Genomic DNA, 532 nt, shown 5'->3' with positions numbered 1-532 from the left:
CTGCCCGGAGTTCGACGTCGTCGGCCTCGCCGTGCCCGGCGTCCCCGGCATCGCCCACTTCGGCCACACCGGCACGGTCGCCTGGGCCATCACCAACGCCATGGCGGACTACCAGGACCTCTACCGCGAGCGGCTGCGCCGCACCGGCGCCGGGATCGAGGCGCTCGGCCCGGACGGCGTGTGGCGGCGGGCCGCCCGGCACACCGAGACCGTCGAGGTCGCGGGCGAGGAGCCCGTCGAGGTGGAGGTCGTCGAGACCGACCGCGGGCCCGTCGTCATCGGCGGCCCCGAGGGCCTCGACGGCGGAGTGCCGGAGCCCGGCGAACCCCCGCTCGCCGTCGCCCTGCGGTACCCGCCCCGCGTCACCGGCGACCTCGGCTTCGGCGCCCTGCTGCCGCTGCTGCGGGCGCGCCGCGTCGCCGATGTGGACCGCGCCGCCGACCTGTGGGCCGAGCCCGTCAACGTCGTCCTCGCCGCCGACACCGAGGGCGGCACCCTGCACCGGGTGGCCGGCCGCGTCCCGGTGCAGGGT

The 532-nt window shown here is 78.2% G+C and carries 1 protein-coding gene; it reads left to right on the top strand.

What is annotated here, in order from left to right; genetic code table 11:
• On the top strand, window positions 1-532 hold a 532-nt coding region (locus LPA54_RS36300; protein WP_228984783.1), incomplete at both ends, for a penicillin acylase family protein.

It is taken from the genome of Streptomyces sp. DH12, assembly GCF_020873895.1.
GTDB lineage: Bacteria > Actinomycetota > Actinomycetes > Streptomycetales > Streptomycetaceae > Streptomyces.
Note: the sequence above shows the minus strand (reverse complement) of the source record. Positions and strands in the feature narration are given on the sequence as shown.